Raw genomic sequence first — 20684 nt, forward strand, 5'->3', positions numbered from 1 at the left:
ATAGCCGCACAGCCGCACGCAATAATCCCGGCGACGTCGACGGCCGTCCGGGATATTGGTCGCCATGGATGAGGTCAAGGTCGTCGTCGCGCATTCCGAGCGCGCGACCCTGCGCGTCGGCGACGTGTTCCTGAAGGTGGACGCCGATCAGGCGCGCATCGACGTCGAGGTCGAGGTGATGGCCCGGGCGCCGGTCCCGACCCCGGAGGTCCTGTGGCGCAAGCCGCCCGTGCTGGCGATCGCCGCGGTCCCGGGGACGACGCTCGGCCGCCTCGGCGAGCCGTCGACCGCATCGCCGTCGGCGTGGGCCGCGGCAGGCGCCGCCATCCGGAAGTTGCACGACGCGCCACTGCCGCCCCGGCACGGACGGGCCGGCCGAGCGCTCGACGACCTCGCGGCGGAGCTCGACAAGGAGTGCGAGCTGCTTGTGGCGAACGGTGTCCTTCCCTCCGACCTGGTCACACGCAACCGGCAGGTCGCCGAGGCCGCGCTCCGGCCGTGGACGCCGGTGTTCACACACGGCGACCTGCAGATCGCGCACGTCTTCGTCGACGGTGACCACGAAGTCACGGGCATCATCGACTGGTCCGAAGCCGGTCAGGGCGATGCCCTGTACGACCTCGCCACCTTCACGCTCGGGCACGAGGAGCACCTGGGCGACGTCATCGCCGGCTACGGCACCGACCTCGACCTCGATCTCGACGTGATCCGGGGGTGGTGGTCGTTGCGCAGCCTGCTGGGGGTCCGCTGGCTGGTGGAGCACGGCTTCGACCCGTCCGCGCCGGGCTGTGAGGTCGACGTACTGAAGTCCCGGATGTGAAGAGAACCCCTGGGCGAACGCCCTGCGCGACCTGCGCCGACGCATCGACCACTACGCCACTCCCGAGCAGTCCCAACGCTGCGTCACCGGGATGCAGACCCTGTTCTCCGGCCTGGCCTGGGAAAGCCGCTACCGGATGCGCACGGTCACGCGACGCTCCGTTCCGAGGGCTGGTGCTCGTGTCGTACGCGGGCCGAGTGCCGCCGCCAGCGCGGCCGCGACGCGGTCGGCGTCGACGTTCACCGGATGGCCGCGCCTCGGCAACTGCCCGGACGTGGACACGTACTTGATGATCCGCCGGGGAAGCATCGGCATGGAGCCCCTCACCAGCCTCAACGACATCGCCGACGGGTACGTCCTGGCGCCGGACATCTACCACTCACCCTTGGTGCGCGCCCTGCGCGAGCTCTGCTGGACGCTCATCATCTGCGACAACGACCTCTACTCGTACAACAAGGAATCGGCCCGCCACACCACGTACTTCAACTACATCAACTGCATCGCCGAGGAGCAGGGGATTCGGCCCCAGCAGGCGCTCCCGCACGCCATCGCGCTGCGCGACCGCATGATGTGCCTCTTCCTCGCCCTGCGCGACCAGGCCATTTCCCGGGCCACTTCGGACACGCGCCGCTACCTCGTCAGTCTCGGCCTGTGGCTGCGCGCCAACATCGACTGGGCCACCAGCAGCCACCGCTACTACTGCGACGCCCCGGAAGACCTCTACACCGACCGCCCCGTCGACGACCGGCTCGAACCCCCGGACCTCCCCTCCACCACCTGGTGGTGGCAGCTGCTCGCCCCGCGGCAGCACCACAGGGCGCCGACGTGCTGAGCACCACCGAAGTGCCCCCAGCCCCCGGGCGGCTGCCCGGCCTCGGCCACCTGCTCCCCTTGTGGCGCGCCCCGCTGAAGACCTTCAGATCACTCGACGCCCACGGCCCCGTGGTCCGCCTCGACGTGGCCGGCTGGAGCGTCCACATGCTGACCCGGCCCGAACTCGTGCGCCGCGTCCTGGTCACGGACACGGGCGCCTTCACCAAGGGCCGGATGTTCGACGTGATCAAACCGCTGTTCCGCGACGGCCTGCTCGCCGCCGACGGCGAGACCCAGCGTCGCCAACGATGCCTCGTACAGCCCGCGTTCCATCACCACCGCATCGCCGCGTGCGCGCCCACGATGGCCCGCCTCGCCCGGGAGCTGTCGGACTCCTGGCAGTCCGGGCAGGTCCTCCGGGTGCACCCGGTGATGCACCAGCTGACGCTCGCCACCGTCGCCGACATCATGTTCACCTCCGCGCTCGCACCGGCTGCCGTCGACGACATCTGCCGGGCCATGCCCGTACTCATGCGCGGCATCCTCGCCCACGCCCTCACCCCCGGGCCGCTGGCACACATCCCCACGCCCGCGAAACGCCGCTTCACCCGCGCCGTCACCGACACGCATCACCGCATCGACGAGATCATCGACGCCCACCAGGACAACCCCGACCGGCCGGATCTCCTTTCCGCCCTGTTGGCCGCCCGTGACTCCGACACTGACGCGCCCATGACGCGCGACCAGCTCCACGACGAAGTCATCGGCATCTTCCTGGCCGGGACCGAGACCTCCGGCACCTTCCTGGCCTGGTTCTTCCACGAGCTGGCCACCCGTCCCGAGATCGAGCGCCGCGTCTTCACGGAGGTCGACACGGTCATCGGCGAGCGCCCCGTCACGTACGAACGGACCGCCCAACTCCACTACACCGCACGCGTCGTGAAGGAGGTCCTGCGCCAACGCCCCAACCTCCTGCTCACCTACACCGTCACCAGACCCGTTCACCTGGGCGACCACCTGCTGCCGCCAGGGGCGGAGGTCGGTTACAGCCCCTACGGCATCCACCACAGCGAAGCCTTCTATCCCGACCCCGACCGCTTCGACCCCGACCGCTGGCTGCCGGACCGCAACACCCTGCCGCCGCTGGCCTTCCTGCCGTTCAGCGCCGGCCGCACCCGCTGCGTGGGCGACCACTTCGGCTGGGTCGAGATGCTCATCGCCATCGCGACCATCTGCCGCCGCTGGCGACTCCGGCCCGTCCCCGGTCACACCGCGAAACCCGTACCCGCTGCCTTCATCGAACCGGGCGATCTGCGCCTCATGGCGACTCCCCGCCGTGCGGGAGGCCAGTGAAGAGCCGGAGGGCGAGAAGAGCGCCCGGAAGCAGAGCGGTGAGACGGTGCAGCGGCTTCGATTTGCTGCCCGGCGATGTCGGCCAGGAGCGTGGCACAACAGATCGCCGCATACGGCGTCGATTTCCCTGCGAATGAGAAACGTGATCTCGTCCTCCCGGTTTTGGCGGTGCGTGATCACATGCGCCGGCCGAAACGGCCGACGCGCACGCACAAGCGATGCGTCCACGCAAGCCGCTCGCGTCGGTATCCGGCCCCGGTCCCATGAACCTGAGCATCACCAAGACCAGGACCGTGGGCACCGCCCGCTATAACAAGGTCTTCAAGAAGACCACTCAGCGGGGCAAGAAGGCGTACCGGCCCATTGGCGTCTGCTGCAAGTGGAACCTCAAGAAGGTCCACGAGAACGATTGCGCGCGTGAATCATTCGCTTGCGTGCACGACGTGGCCCGCCGGAATTCCTGGCGGGCCACTTCCCTTTGCCCGGGACCGAATGGGAGTACGCGGTCCACCGGGATGCGCAGGCAGGGTTAGGGTCTCTGGCGGTGCGTCCGAACTGTACGGACGCTCGTGTAGCAGCCGTTCCTGGCCAGGAGCTGGGGACGGAGGAAAGTGTGGGGGTTGGACTGATGGGCAAGGGCGGGGCGTCCATACCGGACGAAGAGTGGGATCGCTTCCTTCGGGAGGCCGAGGCGGGGGACGCGGGGGCGCCCAAGGAGCCGTCGGCGCGGGCCCGGATGGTGGCGGGGCGTTTGCCCAAGGACGGCAGCCGGCCGGAGGGATGGCGCAGTCACCAACCGAAGCCACGGCGGCGGGGCAAGGGCTGGTACGCGGTCGGTCTGCTGGTCGCGGCCGGGCTGTTGGTCGTGGCGCTGGACCCGGGCAAGGTGACCGGCTGGTTCGGCGGTGGGGACGGGGAGAGCGAGCCGCTCGCCGCGGAGTCGACCCGTCCGAGTGCGGCGCCGGCCGAGGTCGCTGCCCAACAGCCGACCATCAGGGAGCCGTTCAGGGGCTCTCCCGCGGCGCGGTGGGGCGACGGGGCGGCAGGGATCCACGTGCCTGCGGCGAGGGCGACCGGCTGGATGAGCAAGGAGCAGGTCTCCAAAGCCCTTGAGCGCACCCAGGAGTTCCTGTCCGCCGCCAGTCTGGATCCTGGCGTGCTGCGCGGGGAGTACCCCCGTAAGGCGATCGCGTGGATCAATCCGCAGCAACCCGATGTCCAGGACTACCTGAAGACCGCTTTCCACAAGCCCAGTCGCGAGAACGACCCCCTGATGCTCTTCAGCCGTTTCGAGAAGTCGAAGGTGCGGCCTGCCGGGAAGGTGGTGAAGACGCGGGGCCGGATCACCTTCCGTGAAGGGAAGCGCGGAGCGCTCGAGGTGACGGCCGATGTCACGTACGTCTATCCGGTCGTACGCGCTGCCGCGGGAAGCGACGACGTCGCGCGCGTCATCGTGCGCCGCGAGACAGTGCTGAGCTGGGACAACCCGGCGAAGGTGGCGATCGATCCGGGCACTTTCTCGCTCCTCTCCTACAGGGCGGACACGACCAACGGCGGCTGCGGCACGCCAACTGGCTACTTCACCCCGGAGTTCAGGGCCGAGCGCGCGGACACAGGGCAGGGCGACGGCCCCGAGGTCGACCCGTACGACCGGAGCACGTCGATGGACGCGCGCATGCGGGAAGCCAAGGAAGGAGAGTGCGGAACCGCCACACGCTCCTGAGCGGACGGCAGGGCCGCCGGGCGGGAGACCGTAGGGGAGGGGCGGCCGAGTCATGGTCTCCCGAGCCGTGTCTCCCGATCCGTGGTCGTGCGGAGCGGAGACGGCGCCCGAGCAGAGGGCGTACGCGGCGCTGTCGCCGCTGAGACCGGGGAACTGTTCCCCTGCCTGATCGCGTCACCCGGCATGCGGCGACTGACACGAACCCTGCTGGGCGCCGCCCTCCCCTCCCTCTGACCGGCTGTCAGAACACCGGAGCCCGGCTGCGCCTCACGATGACCGGATGACCGGAGCTGTCAGTCGGTGATCGTCACACAGGGAAGGCCCACGCTCTCGCCTCCGCGGAAGCCCTCCGCGCAGAGCCTGGTGCCGGCGGGGAAGTGCCGTTGCGGATACGCCTGGTCCCGGTAGGTCCTGAACGCGGCGACGTCCTCGACCTTGGTGTTGGCGCTCCAGCCGTCGGTGGTCCACACGCGAGCGCTGATGGTGTGCGGCTGGTTGGTGTTGGTGACCGAGACCTCCACCCTGCCCAGGTAGGTGCCGCTGTCGTAGGTCTCGATGCAGACGGAGTTGTTGCACCACTTGCCGTCGGCCGCCGCGGGCGGGGCCGCGCCGATGGCGGAGCAGAGTGCTGCCGCGACCACTGCGACTCCCGAGGCGATCTTCTTGGTGATGTCGTGCATGGCAGGCGACCTCAAGCATTCTTCTGGCCCGGCGACGAGGCACGGGATTCCGTCGGTACGTGTTCCTCAGGGCCAGGCAGAAGACCAGACCGTGGTCGGCGGTGGACCAGGGCGTGGTCGTCGATGCGTGGGGCCCCGAGCGAATCAACGCCGGGCAAGATCATGAGTTACGCCGCGACGGTGACTGTTCACACCCGGGTGACGAGATCAACTCCGGCGGAGACAATCCGGCCATGGCCCTCACGCAACAGCTCGCCCGCGTGAGTCCGCAGTACCTCGCCGAGTGCCGACGGGCCGCCGCGGATTCACCCGACAACGCCCCCTGCTGGGACCCGCCGACCGACGACACCGTCGACCTCGACTGGTCGATGTGGGGACTCATCAGGTTCCTGCGGTCGGTGCCCGTCGACGCCGTGCACACCGACGTGCTGAACCGGAGTGTGTCGGGGGATGAGCTCGACGGTGTCGCGTACCTCGACCATGTGGCGTTCTACGACGGATTCGACGGACCACCCGCCCTGCTGGGCCCGGCAGCGGTCGCCGAGGTCGCCCGCGGGCTCGCCGCCATCGACATGAACCAGTTCCTTGCCCTGCTCCCTGCCGATGCGGCCGATGCGGCGCAGGTCACCGGCTTCGGCAGCTTCGACGGCGATCTGCGGGCCTACCTCGCCGACCACTTCAGCACGCTCCGGGACTTCTACCTCGCGGCGGCGGCTCGTGGCCTGGCCGTCGTGATGTGGGTCGACTGAGCCGACTGACCGGAAGGGGTGGGGCAGTTCCCCGCCGAAGCGTTACATGGCGCCGGGGAGTCCCAGGGCGATCAGGAGGGCCGAGGAGAGCTCTTCCGCGAACAGGGCCGACGCGGTGAGGGTCCGGCGGACGGCACCTTCATCGGCTGTGAGCCCGGCAGCGGCTGACCAGGCGAGTGCGCCGGCCACGGCGGGTTCGACGGGGAAGTGCTCCAGCGGTATCTCATAGCTCTCCGCCATGTCCCGGTTGAGCAGGCCCTCCCAGCTCTTGCCGTCGGGTGTGAGGCCTTCGATGAAGCCCAGATCGCTGTCGTGGAAGGACACCATGACGGCCGGTGCCCCGGTCTTCGAGACGAGGTGCGCCAGGCTGCGCTGTCCGGCGTCGGCGAAGTCCGCGACCTGCCAGCCCTCCGCCGGCGCCTCCGTGTCGTCGATGCCCGTGAACCCTGCTGCCCGCATGAGCTGGTGCAGTTCCCCCGTGGACCGGATCGCCAATGATCCGCCTGAATTTCCCATGGCCCGGAAGGTAGCGGTCGCCACTGACAAACCAACCCGTGCCGCTGAGACGCCGACAACCTCGCGTGGACCGCAAGCGGAGCGACCGCCTCGTGCTAGCGTGACGCGTTTGCAGCGCCACCGTGCCGGACGTCGGCGGGCCCTCCGACACCGGAAGCCCGATACCCGATGCTCGATGTCTTCGGCTCGGTGGCCGCGTCCCAGCCGAGCCTTCCTCGGTACGGCCCCTTCGGAGGAAGGCTCTCTGTGAGCGATTCAGCACGCGCCGACGTCCCGCGAGGCGACGAGTCCGACGAGTCCGTGGTCTCGCCCCTCACCCCGCCCCTGCCTCCGGCGGCGTCCTTCGCGGAGCTGGGGCTGCCCGCCGAGGTGCTGCGCACGCTCGACGAACTCGGGGTGACCAAGCCCTTCCCCATCCAGGCGGCCGCGCTGCCGAACGCTCTCGCGGGGCGCGACGTCCTTGGCCGGGGGCGCACCGGATCGGGCAAGACGCTCGCCTTCGGACTGGGACTGCTGGCCCGGACGGCCGGGCGACGGGCGCAGCCCAAGGAGCCGCTCGCGCTCGTCCTGGTGCCCACGAGGGAGCTGGCACAGCAGGTCGGCGAGGCGCTCACCCCGTATGCCCGGGCGCTGCGGCTGCGCCTTGCGACGGTGGTCGGCGGGGTGTCCATCGGGCGGCAGTCCGCCGCGTTGCGGGAGGGGGCCGAGATCGTGGTCGCCACGCCCGGCCGCCTGCACGACCTCATCGAGCGCAAGGACTGCCGTCTGGGACGGGTGCGGATCACCGTCCTGGACGAGGCGGACCAGATGTGCGACATGGGGTTCATGCCGCAGGTCACCGAGATCCTGGACCAGGTGCGTCCCGACGGGCAGCGGATGCTGTTCTCGGCCACCCTCGACCGTGACGTCGATCAGCTGGTCAGCAGCTACCTGCACGACCCGGCGGTCCACTCGGTGGACCCGTCGGCCGGCGCGGTCACCACGATCAAGCACCACGTTCTGCTGGTGCACGGCCCGGACCGGTACGCCGTCGCCACGGAGATCGCCGCACGTGACGGCCGCGTCCTGTTGTTCCTGGACACGAAGCACGGGGTCGATCAGCTCACCCGGCATCTGCGGGCCAGCGGGGTGGCTGCCGGGGCCCTGCACAGCGGCAAGTCGCAGCCGCAGCGCACCCGGACGCTGGCGCAGTTCAAGGACGGGCAGGTGACCGCGCTGGTGGCGACGAACGTCGCGGCGCGGGGCCTGCACGTCGACGACCTGGACCTCGTGGTCAACGTCGACCCGGCCGCCGACCCGAAGGACTATCTGCACCGCGCGGGCCGCACGGCCCGGGCCGGCCGCTCCGGCACGGTCGTGACGCTGGTGCTCTCGGGCCAGCGCCGCGAGACGAGCCAGGTCATGAAGGACGCCGGCGTCGCGCCCACGACCACGAAGGTGCGCTCCGGCGAGGCGGAACTGAGCCGGATCACGGGTGCCAGGCGACCGTCCGGGGAGCCCCTCGACGGGGGACCCGCCGCGGCGCGGCCCAAGAACCACAACGCTCCGTTCCGAGGTCTGGGGACCAGCAAGGACGAGTCGCGTGGCTCCGGCTCCGGCGGCAAGTCCCGCAAGGGGAGCGAGGCGCGCAAGCTCGCGGAAGCGCGCAGGGCCGCCCGTGTGCGGCGCGGTGGCTGAGCGGGGGCGCCAGGTCAGGGCGCGTCCTTGCCGCTGGGCGCCCGGGTGCAGGTGATGACCCGGGGCTCCCCGTCCGACTGCTGGGGGAAGGTGAGCACCACCTTGTCCTTGGAGCCGGTGACCTTCATCTTCACGTAGCCCTCTTCCCGCCCGCCGTTGTCGATCAAGCCGCCTGACACGGAGTAGGTGCCGTCGAGGGCCTTGTCGGCCTCCTCGGGCATCTCGTGGACGACGTACGGGGCGCGATCCTCCCCTCTCTTGTAGGAGAGGAGGCCGTCCTGGAACTGCCATGTGCCCTGACCCGACCATTCCGCACCGGGCTCACCGCCGGCGATCCGAAATCTCCCGTCCTTGAGCACATCGACTCGGGCGCCGTCCCCCTCCTCGTTCTTGAAGTTCCAGGTGCCCTGCAGGAACGCGTTCAGCGTCTGACGCCGATGCGTGCGGCTGCACAAAGGTCCATGACCGCACGCGGAAGTGACATTGACATGCCATCAAGTGGCCAGTGAATCCTGTCAGTTGTGAGGTGTGAATGCCCGGTGTGATTCCGCTCGCCTGGATTTCCTGGAGGACATGTGACGTTCCGCCTGCCCCGCACCGCCCTCTTCGGCGCGATAGCCGCCGCCCTGACGGTCGGCCTGGGCGTCCCCGGCCCGGCGTCCGCCGGCCCACCGGGCCAGGACCCGCTTTCCGGGGCGATCTCGCCGACACCGCAGTCCGTGCAGGACCGCTCCGACAGGGTCGCGGTCACCGGCACCGTCACGCTGGTGGCCGGGGAGAAGACCGACGCCGCCGCGCTCGAGGTCACCCGGAGCGCCCTGCGCGAGGCGGGGGCGCAGCATGTCGTACGGAGCCGGAGTGCCCGCGCCGCCGGACTGAACGTCTACGTCGGCGGCCCCACCGAGAACCCGGCCTCCGGCGACGCCCTCAAGGCCCTCGGCCTCAAGAGTCCGGCCGGGCTGCCCTCGGGCGGCCATGTCCTCGGCATCGGCAAGGGACGCATGGTCCTGTCCGGCGTCGACGCGACGGGCACGTACTACGCGGCCCAGTCCCTGCGCCAGCTGCTGCCGCACCGCGACCGGCCCGGCACCCGGGTGCGCGGCATCGCCGTACGCGACTGGCCCGCCACCGCACTGCGCGGCGTCATCGAGGGCTTCTACGGCACCCCCTGGTCGCACGAGGCGCGCCTCGACCAGCTCGACTTCTACGGCGAGCACAAGATGAACCTCTACGTGTACTCGCCCAAGGACGACCCCTACCTTCGTGAGAAGTGGCGCGAGCCCTACCCCGCCGAACAGCTTTCGAAGATCAAGGAGTTGGTGGACCGGGCCCGCGCGCGGCACGTCGACTTCACGTACGCCCTCTCACCCGGCCTCTCCGTCTGCTACAGCTCGGACGCCGAGGTCAAGGCCCTCGTCGACAAGTTCCAGACCCTCTGGGACATCGGCGTGCGCACCTTCGCCGTGCCCCTGGACGACATCAGCTACACGGACTGGAACTGCCCCGCCGACGAGGCGAGATGGGGGACGGGCGGAGGCGCGGCGGGCGCGGCCCAGGCCCATCTGCTCAACCGCGTGAACCGCGAGTTCATCGCCGGGCATCCCGGCGCGCAGCCTCTCCAGATGGTGCCCACGGAGTACTACGACGTCACGCCGTCCCCGTACAAGAAGGCCCTGGCCGAGCAGCTCGACAAGAACATCCTGGTCGAGTGGACGGGCATCGGCGTGATCGCCCCGACCATGACGGTCGCCCAGGCCAAGAAAGCCCGCGAGGTGTTCGGGCACCCCATCCTCACGTGGGACAACTACCCGGTGAACGACTACGTCCCCAACCGCCTGCTGCTCGGCCCCTTCAACGGCCGGGAGAAGGGACTGGCCGAGGAGCTCGCGGGCATCACGGCGAACCCGATGATCCAGCCGTACGCCTCGAAGATCGCGCTGTTCACGGTCGCCGACTACACCTGGAACGACCGCGACTACGACCCCCGTACGTCGTGGAGTGCGGCCCTGAAGGAGATGGCGGGCGGCGACGCGCGGGCCGAGAGGGCGCTGCGGGTGTTCTCCGACGCGAGCTACGGCTCCCTCCTCAACGAGCAACAGGCACCGCAACTGGCGGCCGCCTTCGCGAAGTTCTGGGACGACGGCGACGAGGCGCGCCTGGAGGGGGTCCTGACGGAGTTCGAGGCGGCACCCGGCGTGCTGCGTGACCGGCTGCCCGAACCCGGCTTCCTCGCCGACGCCGAACCCTGGCTGGGCTCCGCCGAGGCATGGGGCAAGGCTGCGTCGGCAGCGCTGCGGATGGTCGGCGCGGCCCGCGACGGGGACGGAGAGGCAGCCTGGAAGCTCCGCCGCGAACTGCCCGAACTGGTCGCGAGGGCCCGGTCGTTCACGACGACCAAGCCCGGTGGTGGAACCGTCCCGGTCCTCCTCGGCGACGGCGTGCTCGACGCCTTCGTCGACGATGCGATCGCCGAGCACGACCGCCTCCTCGGCGTGGCGGGCCGCCCCAAGGCCACCAGCACGCTCGGCACCTACCAGGACAACCCGCCCGCCCGCATGACGGACGGCGACGACACGACGTACTACTGGAGCAACGGCGCCCCGAAGGCGGGCACTTCACTCACCCTCGACCTGCGCCGGTCCCGCACGCTCGGCGAGGTGCGCCTCGCGATGGGCAAGGCGGGGAGCCCCGACGACTACTTGCACACCGGCGTCCTGGAGTACTCCGAGGACGGCAAGGACTGGAAGGCGCTCACCACCTTCTCCGGGAAGGCGGAGATCACCTTCACCCCACCGGCCGGGACGCGGGCCCGCTACGTCCGGGCACGGGCGACGGCCGGGCAGGAACAGTGGCTGGTGGTGAGGGAGTTCGGCGTTGCTGGGGCGGGCGTCCAGGTGGGCGGAGGCCCACCGGCGGAGACGGGCAGCGCGCAGGCCGCCGCGGCGGACGGCGACCCCGCGACGGTGTTCCGGGCCGCGCGGGTGCCACGGGCCGGGGAGAGCCTGGTGGTGGAGCCGGGCTCAGACTCGGGTTCGGACTCGGGTTCGGGCTCGGCGAAGGCCCTGACCGCGGTGACCGTGCTGCAGGCGGGCGATCCGGTGCGGGCCCGGGTCGAGGTGCGCAGCGGGGGCACCTGGCGGACCGTGGGCGAACTGACCGGCGCCTACACCAGGTTGCCCGCTGCGATGAACGGGGACGCGGTGCGTCTGGTGTGGAGCGAGGGGAACGTGGCGCCGCGGATCGCCGAGGTGGTCGTGGACTGACCTCCAAGCCGCCGAGCTGGTCGTGGACTGACCTCCACGCCGTGGGCCCCGCCCGGAACGTGTCCGGGCGGGGCGCTGGGCTGCCGCGGCGGGCAGTGCGTGGACCGCGAGAACCAGCCCTTACCGCAAGGGCGTGGGTGCGGAGCCTGCGGAGGGCCGGCTACTTCTTGGCGGCGCGGAAGAGCTTGAAGGCGAAGTCACCGAAGGCCGGGGCATAGGAAATGCGGTCGTTGGGTCCGCCCTTGTCCCATCCACCGAGGCTGCCGATGACGCGACCGGTGCCGGTCCTCTTGTTGTAGCCGACGACCCAGGGGCTGCCGGAGGTGCCGCCGTAGAAGCCGGCGCAGCTCATGCGCATCTGCTTGTACTTGCCGAGCCGCTGCGTGTTGACGCGGCAGTAGATGGGGCGTCCCTTCTTGTTGTGCTTGGCGTTGGGGTAGCCCATGACGGTGACCTTGTGCTTGAAGCCCCTGGCCTTGGTCAGGGTGAGGCCGGCCTTGGTGGCCTGCTGCACCAGCTGGCCCTTCTTGTTCCTGGCCAGGCGGGCGAACGCGTAGTCGTAGCTGGAGGTCATGTTGTTCTTGGGGTCGTACTTGTCGCGGTACCAGCTGTTGACGGGGAAAGTCCCGTAGGGCGCCCTGTTCTTGGCGGCTCCGTTGTACTTCGGAACGAAGACGCTCTGCCTGCTGCCGAAGGTGCAGTGCGCCGCGGTCAGGACGACGTCCTTACGAGGGCTGTTGATGACGCTTCCTGAACAGAACCGCTTCTTGCCCTTCTTCACGTAGAAGAACGTGCCGACAGTGCTGGTGCCCCGGAAGTAGGCGGCCTTCTTCCCCTTCAGCTCGGCGGCACCCGCGGGTGCGGCGTCTTTGGAGGTCTCGGATGTGGCTGCGGCCATCCGCTCGGGCGTCCAGTACTCGGCTGCGGCCTTGGCGGTCGCCCCGTTTCCGACGTCGACCTTGGTGACGGAGGGCGCGGACGGCGCGGAGGCGGGGGAAGCTGCGGGGGCGTCGTTGAGGGGCGCGGGTTCGGCGGCGTGGGTGAGGGTGGTGGTGAGGAGAGTCGTGGTGAGTGCCGCGGTCACGGCGAGCGGTATACCCCGTTTGGCCTGCATGGTGTGGTTCTCCTGGTCGGTCTTTGATCTTGTGGTGCGCCGTTGACCGTAAGCGGCGGTGGCCGGGCGGCGATAGTGACCAAAGGGGCAAGTGGCGCGGGGTGCAGGGGTGTTGGGATACTCGACCTCTTGGAGAGGATGTTGCTGCGCGCGGTGGGGGGTGGCCGTGGGTGTGGCTGTGATCGCGTTGTCGGGGTGCAACGCCGAGGAGCGATCTCGCAGCCTCAGCACCTGTCCCGTGAAGACCCGCTCAACTGCGGCGTCCCAGCTTGCAACCGCACTGCCCGAACGCATCAGCTGCTGTCATCAAGGGGAAGGCGTACGTGACACTCGATGACCAGAGCGCTCGGGCTCTGCTCCGGCAACTCGACGAACCCGACCGCAAGTGCTTCCCCCGCGCCTACGACCACGCTGCCGTACGGGCTCGGTTCGACCGACTTGCGGGCGGCCTGGACCGGCAATACCAGGCTGCCTGCACGGTCGACCGGCATGTCCAAGACGGAAGTCACCATGGGACGATCCGCATCCCGGCGACCGTCACCGCCTGCGGGAACAACATCACGGTGACCGTCAGTAATTTTGGGAACCTGGCAGCCGTGACCTTTGATGATCCCGGACGGTACGACGGAGGCGAGGAGAGCGAACTCTCCCAAGCCGTCGACCGAAAGCGGGTCGACAACGAGCTCGAAGTACTCGGTTACGTCACTCTCTCCGAGCACCTGCTTGGGACGAGATACGACGGTGTCACCGACCTCTCCTACTTCCCGCCCGAGCATCGCCCGACTTGGTTCACGCGCTTCTTCGACTACCTGTGACGGTGCTTCGAGTACACGGGTCCAAGCATTCCGAGGGCCCATCTCCGATGGCGCACCATGACGACACGGACCGAAAGGCGGAGGGGCATCGGGTCAGCCAACAATCGCTGTCACACCGTCAAGTGGACAGGTCCGACGTGCAGGAAACACGCCGAAGGGTGTCATGTTTTGTCGCTACTTTGGTCTCGCGGCGACTGGACCGCCCGATCGGTCGTGCCATGAAGGAGGGGCAAGTGGGGTCTCACATCAATCCGTGCATCGTGTTCAACGGGAACGCGCGGCAGGCGATGGAGTTCTACCGGGAGGTTTTCGGCGGCGAGTTGGAGTTGGGAACGGTGGCGGACTTCGGCAAACCGGACTCGCTCAACGCACACAAGGTCATGCACTCTCGCCTGGACACTCCCGCCGGCTACACGCTGATGGCATGGGACCATCCCGATGACAGGCCGGGCCACCCGCCCTATCGCCCCGGCAACAATGTCGCCGTCTTTCTCGACGGCGACGATCGGGAGCTTCGCGACTACTTCGAGAAGCTGTCCGTCGATGGCACCGTTACGCTGCCCCTGGAAAAGCAGGTGTGGGGCGACGAGGCGGGCTCGCTGGTTGACCGGTTCGGGATCAGCTGGATGTTCAACATCACCGCCCAGAAGCGCTGATCGACGACCGAGTCTCGTCCGCGTCTTCGGGGTCGTCGACGAGCAGCCGCGCGGCATGGTCGAGGTCGAGCCATGCCTGCCAACGTCGGCCAATGGCATCCAGCCCGGTCATCAGGGCGATGTCGCTGTCGGACACAACGGCGACACAAGCAGGCGCGCCGCTCGAGGCGACCAGGGAGGGCAGGTCCCCGTCTTCCCATAGCCCGTGCCCGAGGTGCAGCATCTGCCAGCTGTCGGGCCGCGGCTCAGCGTCTGACACCGGACATCGCAAAGAGCAGCCGCACGCGAAGACGTCGGCGCTCGGTGTCGCGGCGGCACGCGACCTGCTGGAGTTGCTCGAATACGCCTGGCACGACAGTCCTGGTAGGTCTCGCGTTGAGAACCGTGCTGGGCCACTTGATGCAAGGCCAGGAGGGAGCGTGACCTCGGAGCCGTCGCTGGTCGGCGGCCTCCGGCAGACCCCTTTTCCTCAGAAGTCGCTCAACTCACGTGTAGCTGACGAGCCTCCTGGCCACCATGCCCATGACTGGCTCGGCCGATCATTCACGGGGGGTACGACATGAAGCGCATTCTCACCGCAAGCGCGGCCGTGGCACTGCTCGTCACGGGCACGGCGGCCTGCACGTTCGGAGGCCGGGAGGCATCCTCCACGGAGTGCAAGAGCGGGACCTACACCTGGTCGGACGTCCAGCGGAAAGACACCCTGACGGGCCTGGCCAAGCCGATCCGGTTCAAGAAGAAGGCATCCCACTACGTCGCGGACATCAAGCCGCTGCCACGAGGGCACCACCAGGTCACGTTCACTGCGGAGACATCGGGACCGGAGGCAAAGGGAGCGCTGAAGTCGCTCGGCAGGCAACTCAAGCTCGACGGGAAGCTCGCATCCCTCGGTGAAGAGGTCGGCCACAGCGCCGTCGGCTTCGAGGACGAGAGCGACAGCACCCTCAAAGGCGCGTACTACGCCTGGTCCTCGGCGGACATCGTCAAGGCTGAGTTCTCCTACCGCTGCAACGGCGCCCAGCCGGTGCACGGCTCCGTACTGACCTGGGAGTCATCAGGGACCGGCTTCCTGCCCTGCACCGACCGGCAGGAGGAGGACGAGGAGGCGGACAAGGCGGCTCTCACGGCCGCCCGGGAACGCTGCCCGCAAGGCTCCCCGGCAGCTGAAGCGCCCCAAGAGGAACTCGGGACCGCCTGATCAAGCGAGGAGGCGGGGGTTCCACCACAGGTGCCGCGCGAAGCGACGAAGTGCGGAGATTCCGTGCCCAAGCATTGAAGTGCCACACCTGCCTGTCATGAGCATGTAAGCATCGTATACATGAAGAAGACATTCGCTGTCGCCTCACTCGCTCTGGCCGCTGTCCTCTCCTTAGCCGCACCTGCCGCGGCAGACCCCGGGGACACAACTCCGCCCGGAACCACCCCAGCACTGGGATGCCTCGTGCCCCAGAGTCCGGCACTGAGCTTGGTCGACCTCGCCAACCCCCCGCTCGGCTACCCCGTCGAGCAGGTCAAAGACGTCGCGAAGCAGCTGGGGCTGCCCGATGTCCCCACCGTCGCCGGCGCCGGCTGCGACACACCCCAGGCCACCAACCTGGTCGACGGCACTCACGAGTACCCCGGCTCCGGCCCCGTCATCCTCCGCAAAGGCGACCGCTCCTCGACCCAGCAGTACTGCCTCAACTCGATCAGTCTCGTTGTGCCGAGCACGAACATGCGCACGGTGATCGGTTCGGATTGCCACCTGCAAGCGAACGCGATCGTCGTCCCCTGACCGTGTGGTGCCAAACGGCGACCATGCTCTGCGGGCTCCACATCACTGCAGCCCAGCGGCTTGAGGTGCGTGCGGCATGTCGGGCCGACTCGTAGTCGGCCCGACATCCTCCACGCGGAACCTGCCGATGGCTCCTCGTCCAGCACGCCGCGTTCACCGACGAGCGGCCAGCACTGCCGCAAGGCCCTCCCGCAGGTCCTCGACGAAATACTCGGGGACCTCCAGCGACGGGAAATGTCCGCCGGCTTCGGCTTCCCGCCATCGGACGATCTGCCGGTATCGCTCCTGTGCCCAGGGGCGCGGACATTTCTCGACGTCGCGGGGGTACGCAGTGATTGCCGACGGGACGTCGACCCGGAGTTCGGGGTCGAGTGAGTTGTGGCTTTCGTAGTAGATGCGGGCCGCCGATGCGCCGGTCCGCGTCAGCCAGTACAGGGTGACGTCGTCGAGAATTCTGTCTCGGGACATCGTCTCGAACGGGCTGTCTTCGGTGTCCGACCATTCGGCGAACTTGTCGAGAATCCAGGCAAGTAGCCCGACCGGTGAGTCGACGAGCGAGTAGCCGATGGTCTGCGGCCGGGTCGCCTGCTGCTTCGCGTACGCCGCGCGGTGGCGCCAGAAGTCGCGGGTTTCCTCGGCCCACTTGCGCTCGACCGCCGTCAGCCCGTCCATGGTCAGCCCGGGCGGTCCCTCCGCGAACGTGGTGTGGATGCCGAGGACGTGTGCGGGGAACCGGCCGGCGAGGACCGTGGTGATATTGCCGCCCCAGTCGCCGCCGTGGGCCGCGAACCGGCTGTAGCCGAGCCTTCCCATCAGCTCCACCCATGCGGCCGCGATCTTTTCGGTTCCCCATCCGGTGGTGGCCGGCTTGTCGCTGTAACCGAAGCCCGGTAGCGACGGGACCACGACGTGGAACGCGGGCGCGTCCGCGTCTTTCGGATCCGCGAGCTCGTCCACCACATCGATGAATCGAGCAATGCTGTCCGGCCAGCCGTGCGTCAAGAGCAGGGGAGTGGCATCCGCGCGCGCGGACCGGCGGTGCAGGAAGTGGATTCCCAGCTCATCAATGGTCGTGCGGAACTGGCCGATCTCGTTGAGGCGCTCCTCGAACGACCGCCAGTCGTACTCGGTGCGCCAGTAGTTCACGACATCGACGAGGTCGGCGAGAGGAACCCCCTGTTCCCACCGGCGAGGGTCGGGCGCGGCGCGGTGGACCGTCTCGGGCTCCGGCAGTCGCGCCGCGGCCAGTCGCGCGCGCAGATCGTCGAGGTCGGCGTCAGGTGCGTGGGCTTCAAAGGCGTGCACGTCGCTGGTCGGGCGGGACATGAGACCTCCTGGCCGTCGTGGAACGGGCCACGACCTATCGAGAACCGGCTTTGACGGTTCTAGCAGGTGTCCGAGCCATGCTGCAACCGGCTAAGGTGGTTCCATGCCTGCTGCGTTCCCTGACTTCCGCCTCGGCAATGTCCTCGCGACCAGCTTCACGGGGACGCTGTCGGAGCGTCATGGCGACGCCGTGGAGCGCATTCCCACGCCGCACCGGCTCGTCGACTGGCTGACGGTGAGCGGCCTCGCCGTGGACTCCTGCACCCCTGGCCAGCTCGAACTCGCCCGGGAGCTGCGGGAGTCGATCCACGCCGCCGCGACAGCGGCCGCGGTCCAGGGCGCTCTCCCTGCGTCTGCCGTCCGCGTCATCAACGAACGCAGTGCCCAGGGCCGGGCCTCGGCGATCCTGACGCCCGAGGGCCGGCGACAGTGGCGGCTCAACCCGGCCTCCTGCGTGGAGGATGCCCTCGGCGTGATCGCCGCCGACGCGATCAGCATCATCGCGGGGGAACGAGACGGAAAACTGGCCTTGTGCGCATCACCGACCTGCCAGGCCGCCTTCTTCGACACCAGCCAGAGCCGCACCCGCAAATGGTGCGACATGAACACATGCGGGAACCGTCAGAAGAAGGCGCGCTTCCATGCCAACCAGCGCAAGAACGCCAGATCAGCGGAGTGACCGTCACCTCGGTGCATCCGAGGGGGCACCCACGCGCGGGGGAGTTGTGCCGGCTGTGAGTGCCTCAGAGTGAGCTGGGCACGACGAACAGCCCCCAGGTGACGAGCGGTCCGGCGATGCTGATCCCCAGACCCCAGGCCAGGAGACGGCGGAAGACGAACTCCCGCTGATCCTCGGGGGTGTTGGCGGTCACCAGGGCGCCGCTGGTGGAGAAGGGTGAGGCGTCCACCACCGACGAGGAGATGGCCAGCGCGGTGATGAGGCCCACGGCGCCCACCTGGCCGCCGAGCAGAAAGGGCACCGCCAGGGGGATCAGGGCGCCGAGCATGCCCGTGGTGGAGGCGAAGGCGGACGCGATCGCGCCGATGAGGCAGATCAGCAGCGCGCCGACGAGAGGCTCCTGGATGGACGCGACCTGCTTGCCCAGGTAGTCGATGGTGCCGATGCGTTCCAGCTGGCTCACGTACGTGACGATGCCGCACACCAGCAGCACGGTGGACCACGCGCACCGGTCGACCGCGCCCTTGGCCGACTGGGGCGAGACCAGAGAGAGCGCGACGGTGATGGTGAGCGCCATCAGTCCGACGTCGAGGTCGAAGAAGAGGGCTCCGACGACCAGGCCGAGCAGTCCGAGGAGGGTCAGCGTGCGAGGGCCGTCCAGGCTCAGGGGCTCCGTGGGTGCGGTGGCCGTGGCGGTCGGGGCGACGATGAGCGTCGGCTTTCTACGCCTGTCCGCCGTCTCGATCGTCCGGCTCCCGGTGTGCGGGTCGCCGCTGCCTCGGTAACTGTCGTCAGCGATGCTGCCGTCGTCCCGTTCAGCTCCGTACGATGGCGCGCGTTGCCCCAGCAACTCCCGTCCGCCGAAGGCGAAGAAGGCGAGGGTGCACAGGGCGGCGTTGAAGAGGAACGAGGCGGTGAACAGCAGGGCGGGGTTGCCCGGGAGGCCGTTGCGTTCGACGACGCCGTTGGTGATGCTGCCGAAGACGCCGATCGGCGAGAAGCCGCCCGCGCTGGCGCCGTTGGCGATGAACAGACCCATGAGCACCGGGCTGATGCCGTGGGTCACGGCGAATCCGAGCCCGATGGGGGCGATGATCCCGACCGCCGCGGGGGTGACCGCGCCGACCGCGGTGAGGAGGGCGGTGACGAGGAACATCACCCAGGGGATGAGGGCGATCCGGCCGCGTACGGCCTTCATCGCCGCCTGTACGAGCCAGTCCACGGTTCCGTTGTTGTTCGCTATGGCGAACAAGAGTGTGACGCCGACGAGCACGACGAAGAGGTCGCCGGGGAATCCGGAGAAGACGTCGTCCGCGGATTCGTCCACCACCGTGGACCCGACGATGAACGCGGCCACGATGGCCAGCGCGCCCAGGTGGACGGAGGTGAAGGTGGCGAGGGCGAAGATCAGTAACAGGACGACGAGGGAGATGACGTGATCTGACATGGAGGCTCCCTTGCGGTGGGCCGATGGCCAGGCCGCGGTGTGCCGGGACGCGTGACGCGTGACGCGTGACGCGTGACGCATGGCGCGTGATGCGTGATGCGTGATGCGTGATGCGTGATGCGTGATGCGTGAGGCGTGACGAGGGGGGCGCGCGGCATCGAGGTGCGTCGTGCGAGGCGGCGCACGGGTGTCCGCCCCTGCGGCAGGCGTGCCTCAGGGTGGCAGGACTGTTCCGTAAGGCGGAATGCTGCTTTCGCGAAGGGGAGTATTGGGGCGTCTCGCGGGAGGCGTCAAGGGCCCTGTCGGATTCCGTGGTGGTGAGTTCGCCGCCGCCGGGCGCTCGTCCGCCCGCCACCGAGGTGTGCGGGGGAGCCGGTCCGGCGGCTGTGTGAGGGCGGCCCGATCGCCGTATGGACGCGGATCAACCGTCGGGGCGGAGTCGCCGCGCCGTCGCTAGATCCGCTCCGTCCCGCCCTGCCGCGAGTGATCCAAAGCGGCGCCGACCTGCCGGGCCGTCTCGCTCACCAGTGCGCCGTGGGCGGCGCTCGCCTCCGCGGTCATCCGGCTCGTGGGCATGTTGACGCTGATGCTGGCGATCGGCAGCCCCGACGCGTCGAGCACGGGGGCCGCCACCGCGGACACGTCGGTGCGCCACTCGCCGCTGTTGGTGGCGTACCCGCGCTCCCGGATCAGTGTCAGCTCGTCGAGGAGGCGCTTGCGGTCCGTGACCGTCGCATCGGTGAACTCCTCCAGCCCGTGAGCCAAGTGACGTTCCCTCACCTCTGGCGGGCTCGCGGCCAGCACGGCCTTGCCGTTCGCGGAGGCGTGCAGGGGCAGGAGCGTGCCCAGAGCCAGGATGATCCGCACCGGCTTGGACGTCTCCAGGCGCTCGATGAGGACCACCTTGTCGCCGTTCGGGACGGTCAGGTGGACGGTCTCGTCGGTGCGCCGTCGCAGCTCCTCCATGAGCGGCACGGCCACGTCGCGCAGGCCCAGCTCCCCGGTGGCGCGCCGTCCGACCTGCAGCGCCTTGGTGGTCAGGACCCAGCGGGTGACCTCGCCGCCGGCCGGGCGGATCCAGCCCGCGGTGTGCAGGGTGCGCAGTGCGCGCTGGGCGGAACTCTTGGGCAGATCCAGTGTGCGGGCCAGGTCGGCGACGCCGATCGGCTGCCGCGCGGAGACCTCTTCCAGTACGCGAAGGGCGTTGAGAACGCTCTGCATCCGTTGACTCCTCCTGCGCTCGACTCCTATGCTCCGCGTGCCACTTGATGACACACCG

20 protein-coding genes are annotated in these 20684 nt (G+C 69.0%); 12 read left to right on the forward strand and 8 right to left on the reverse strand.

Annotated features, from left to right (window positions below; genetic code table 11):
- Positions 1-64 precede the first annotated feature (64 nt).
- From ACQB60_RS34370 to ACQB60_RS34385, 4 genes are all read left to right on the forward strand, one after another.
- Entirely contained in the window at positions 65-820 is a 756-nt protein-coding gene (locus tag ACQB60_RS34370; protein WP_496930036.1) for a phosphotransferase family protein, read from the forward strand.
- A gap of 91 nt (positions 821-911) precedes the next feature.
- Entirely contained in the window at positions 912-1652 is a 741-nt protein-coding gene (locus ACQB60_RS34375; RefSeq protein ID WP_496930037.1) for a terpene synthase family protein, read from the forward strand.
- Positions 1604-2986, forward strand: coding sequence for a cytochrome P450 (locus ACQB60_RS34380; protein WP_496930038.1), 1383 nt, complete (start codon positions 1604-1606; stop codon positions 2984-2986). Before ACQB60_RS34375 ends, ACQB60_RS34380 begins: the two co-directional genes overlap by 49 nt.
- Before the next feature lie 628 nt (positions 2987-3614).
- A complete protein-coding gene (locus ACQB60_RS34385; protein ID WP_496930198.1) occupies positions 3615-4709 on the forward strand; it encodes a hypothetical protein in 1095 nt (364 codons plus the stop codon).
- 293 nt (positions 4710-5002) lie between these two features.
- Here the strand turns inward: ACQB60_RS34385 and ACQB60_RS34390 are convergent, their stop codons facing one another.
- Entirely contained in the window at positions 5003-5389 is a 387-nt protein-coding gene (locus ACQB60_RS34390; protein WP_496930039.1) for a hypothetical protein, read from the reverse strand.
- A gap of 233 nt (positions 5390-5622) precedes the next feature.
- Here ACQB60_RS34390 and ACQB60_RS34395 point away from each other — a divergent pair, with 233 nt between their 5' ends.
- Entirely contained in the window at positions 5623-6138 is a 516-nt protein-coding gene (locus tag ACQB60_RS34395) for a DUF1877 family protein (RefSeq protein ID WP_496930040.1), read from the forward strand.
- A gap of 42 nt (positions 6139-6180) precedes the next feature.
- Here ACQB60_RS34395 and ACQB60_RS34400 read toward each other — a convergent pair whose 3' ends face one another.
- Positions 6181-6654: a hypothetical protein gene (locus ACQB60_RS34400; RefSeq protein ID WP_496930041.1), complete on the reverse strand. Its 474-nt coding sequence runs from the start codon at positions 6652-6654 to the stop codon at positions 6181-6183.
- 246 nt (positions 6655-6900) lie between these two features.
- Here ACQB60_RS34400 and ACQB60_RS34405 point away from each other — a divergent pair, with 246 nt between their 5' ends.
- Positions 6901-8331 carry a DEAD/DEAH box helicase gene (locus tag ACQB60_RS34405; RefSeq protein ID WP_496930042.1) on the forward strand — a complete coding sequence of 477 codons (1431 nt, stop codon included), beginning with the start codon at positions 6901-6903 and terminating at the stop codon, positions 8329-8331.
- Between the two features lie 14 nt (positions 8332-8345).
- On the opposite strand, the gene ACQB60_RS34410 is transcribed toward ACQB60_RS34405, so the two are convergent.
- Positions 8346-8786, reverse strand: a complete 441-nt coding sequence (locus ACQB60_RS34410) for a hypothetical protein (protein ID WP_496930043.1) — start codon at positions 8784-8786, stop codon at positions 8346-8348.
- Positions 8787-8906: 120 nt separating this feature from the next.
- On the opposite strand from ACQB60_RS34410, the gene ACQB60_RS34415 reads away from it, so the two are divergent.
- A complete protein-coding gene (locus ACQB60_RS34415; RefSeq protein ID WP_496930044.1) occupies positions 8907-11594 on the forward strand; it encodes a glycoside hydrolase family 84 protein in 2688 nt (895 codons plus the stop codon).
- Positions 11595-11754: 160 nt separating this feature from the next.
- On the opposite strand, the gene ACQB60_RS34420 is transcribed toward ACQB60_RS34415, so the two are convergent.
- Positions 11755-12678, reverse strand: a complete 924-nt coding sequence (locus tag ACQB60_RS34420; protein ID WP_496930045.1) for a trypsin-like serine peptidase — start codon at positions 12676-12678, stop codon at positions 11755-11757.
- A gap of 353 nt (positions 12679-13031) precedes the next feature.
- On the opposite strand from ACQB60_RS34420, the gene ACQB60_RS34425 reads away from it, so the two are divergent.
- Positions 13032-13523 carry a hypothetical protein gene (locus ACQB60_RS34425; RefSeq protein ID WP_496930046.1) on the forward strand — a complete coding sequence of 164 codons (492 nt, stop codon included), beginning with the start codon at positions 13032-13034 and terminating at the stop codon, positions 13521-13523.
- 233 nt (positions 13524-13756) lie between these two features.
- Positions 13757-14179, forward strand: a complete 423-nt coding sequence (locus ACQB60_RS34430; RefSeq protein ID WP_496930047.1) for a VOC family protein — start codon at positions 13757-13759, stop codon at positions 14177-14179.
- Here the strand turns inward: ACQB60_RS34430 and ACQB60_RS34435 are convergent.
- The gene (locus ACQB60_RS34435; protein WP_496930048.1) at positions 14160-14315 is read right to left on the reverse strand and encodes a hypothetical protein; all 156 of its coding nucleotides are present in this window, start codon (positions 14313-14315) and stop codon (positions 14160-14162) included. The two genes, ACQB60_RS34430 and ACQB60_RS34435, sit on opposite strands and share 20 nt — an antisense overlap.
- 423 nt (positions 14316-14738) lie before the next feature.
- Between ACQB60_RS34435 and ACQB60_RS34440 the strand changes: the two genes are divergently transcribed.
- Positions 14739-15377, forward strand: a complete 639-nt coding sequence (locus ACQB60_RS34440) for a hypothetical protein (RefSeq protein WP_496930049.1) — start codon at positions 14739-14741, stop codon at positions 15375-15377.
- 267 nt (positions 15378-15644) lie between these two features.
- Positions 15645-15953, forward strand: a complete 309-nt coding sequence (locus ACQB60_RS34445; protein WP_496930050.1) for a hypothetical protein — start codon at positions 15645-15647, stop codon at positions 15951-15953.
- Positions 15954-16106: 153 nt separating this feature from the next.
- Here the strand turns inward: ACQB60_RS34445 and ACQB60_RS34450 are convergent, their stop codons facing one another.
- Complete coding sequence (locus ACQB60_RS34450) at positions 16107-17279, reverse strand: epoxide hydrolase family protein (RefSeq protein ID WP_496930051.1); 1173 nt, start codon at positions 17277-17279, stop codon at positions 16107-16109.
- Between the two features lie 103 nt (positions 17280-17382).
- On the opposite strand from ACQB60_RS34450, the gene ACQB60_RS34455 reads away from it, so the two are divergent.
- Positions 17383-17958: a CGNR zinc finger domain-containing protein gene (locus ACQB60_RS34455; protein WP_496930052.1), complete on the forward strand. Its 576-nt coding sequence runs from the start codon at positions 17383-17385 to the stop codon at positions 17956-17958.
- A gap of 64 nt (positions 17959-18022) precedes the next feature.
- On the opposite strand, the gene ACQB60_RS34460 is transcribed toward ACQB60_RS34455, so the two are convergent.
- Both ACQB60_RS34460 and ACQB60_RS34465 read right to left on the reverse strand, forming a co-directional pair.
- Complete coding sequence (locus tag ACQB60_RS34460) at positions 18023-19405, reverse strand: SLC13 family permease (RefSeq protein WP_496930053.1); 1383 nt, start codon at positions 19403-19405, stop codon at positions 18023-18025.
- A 453-nt stretch (positions 19406-19858) separates the two neighbouring features.
- Entirely contained in the window at positions 19859-20626 is a 768-nt protein-coding gene (locus ACQB60_RS34465) for an IclR family transcriptional regulator (protein ID WP_496930054.1), read from the reverse strand.
- Between the last annotated feature and the right edge of the window lie 58 nt (positions 20627-20684).

This window comes from Streptomyces odontotermitis, assembly GCF_050510915.1.
GTDB lineage: Bacteria > Actinomycetota > Actinomycetes > Streptomycetales > Streptomycetaceae > Streptomyces.

Excerpts from the sequence above, each read along its gene's own strand:
- ACQB60_RS34370 (WP_496930036.1), top strand. The coding sequence starts at position 65 with ATGGATGAGGTCAAGGTCGTCGTCGCGCATTCCGAGCGCGCGACCCTG.
- ACQB60_RS34375 (WP_496930037.1), top strand. The coding sequence starts at position 912 with ATGCAGACCCTGTTCTCCGGCCTGGCCTGGGAAAGCCGCTACCGGATG.
- ACQB60_RS34385 (WP_496930198.1), top strand. The coding sequence starts at position 3,615 with ATGGGCAAGGGCGGGGCGTCCATACCGGACGAAGAGTGGGATCGCTTC.
- ACQB60_RS34390 (WP_496930039.1), bottom strand. The coding sequence starts at position 5,389 with ATGCACGACATCACCAAGAAGATCGCCTCGGGAGTCGCAGTGGTCGCG.
- ACQB60_RS34395 (WP_496930040.1), top strand. The coding sequence starts at position 5,623 with ATGGCCCTCACGCAACAGCTCGCCCGCGTGAGTCCGCAGTACCTCGCC.
- ACQB60_RS34400 (WP_496930041.1), bottom strand. The coding sequence starts at position 6,654 with ATGGGAAATTCAGGCGGATCATTGGCGATCCGGTCCACGGGGGAACTG.
- ACQB60_RS34440 (WP_496930049.1), top strand. The coding sequence starts at position 14,739 with ATGAAGCGCATTCTCACCGCAAGCGCGGCCGTGGCACTGCTCGTCACG.
- ACQB60_RS34450 (WP_496930051.1), bottom strand. The coding sequence starts at position 17,279 with ATGTCCCGCCCGACCAGCGACGTGCACGCCTTTGAAGCCCACGCACCT.
- ACQB60_RS34455 (WP_496930052.1), top strand. The coding sequence starts at position 17,383 with ATGCCTGCTGCGTTCCCTGACTTCCGCCTCGGCAATGTCCTCGCGACC.
- ACQB60_RS34460 (WP_496930053.1), bottom strand. The coding sequence starts at position 19,405 with ATGTCAGATCACGTCATCTCCCTCGTCGTCCTGTTACTGATCTTCGCC.
- ACQB60_RS34465 (WP_496930054.1), bottom strand. The coding sequence starts at position 20,626 with ATGCAGAGCGTTCTCAACGCCCTTCGCGTACTGGAAGAGGTCTCCGCG.